The organism is Peribacillus sp. SIMBA_075, assembly GCF_046534585.1.
The window spans coordinates 1-253 of sequence record NZ_JAWRYN010001119.1 but is presented as its reverse complement, the minus strand read 5'-3'; the positions used below and the strand labels follow the sequence as shown (position 1 = coordinate 253).

Annotated in this window: 1 pseudogene; it reads left to right on the top strand. The window is 37.9% G+C overall.

The annotated features are described in order from the left end of the window. Positions 1–132: pseudogene (locus tag SB775_RS31785) on the top strand (transcriptional regulator); the annotation flags it as partial. Between the last annotated feature and the right edge of the window lie 121 nt (positions 133–253).

Genomic DNA, 253 nt, shown 5'->3' with positions numbered 1-253 from the left:
AAAAAAAGAGGGCGCTATAAGTGGTTCTGGGGCATAGTCGGTTTAATTAACTTCCCATCGTCTTCAATTTTATATTGGCTTTGTGTCGTATTACCTGATCGAAAAAGAGGCGAGAATCTCCGAAAGGATTGAACGCGTTCCATCAAACTTTTGGCCTTTTTTTCGTTTTCAAACCATCTAGAAATAGATCATGATTCATCTATTTGTCAAATAAAGCGGGACGTGTAAAGTCCAATTGATCATTTCTAGCACA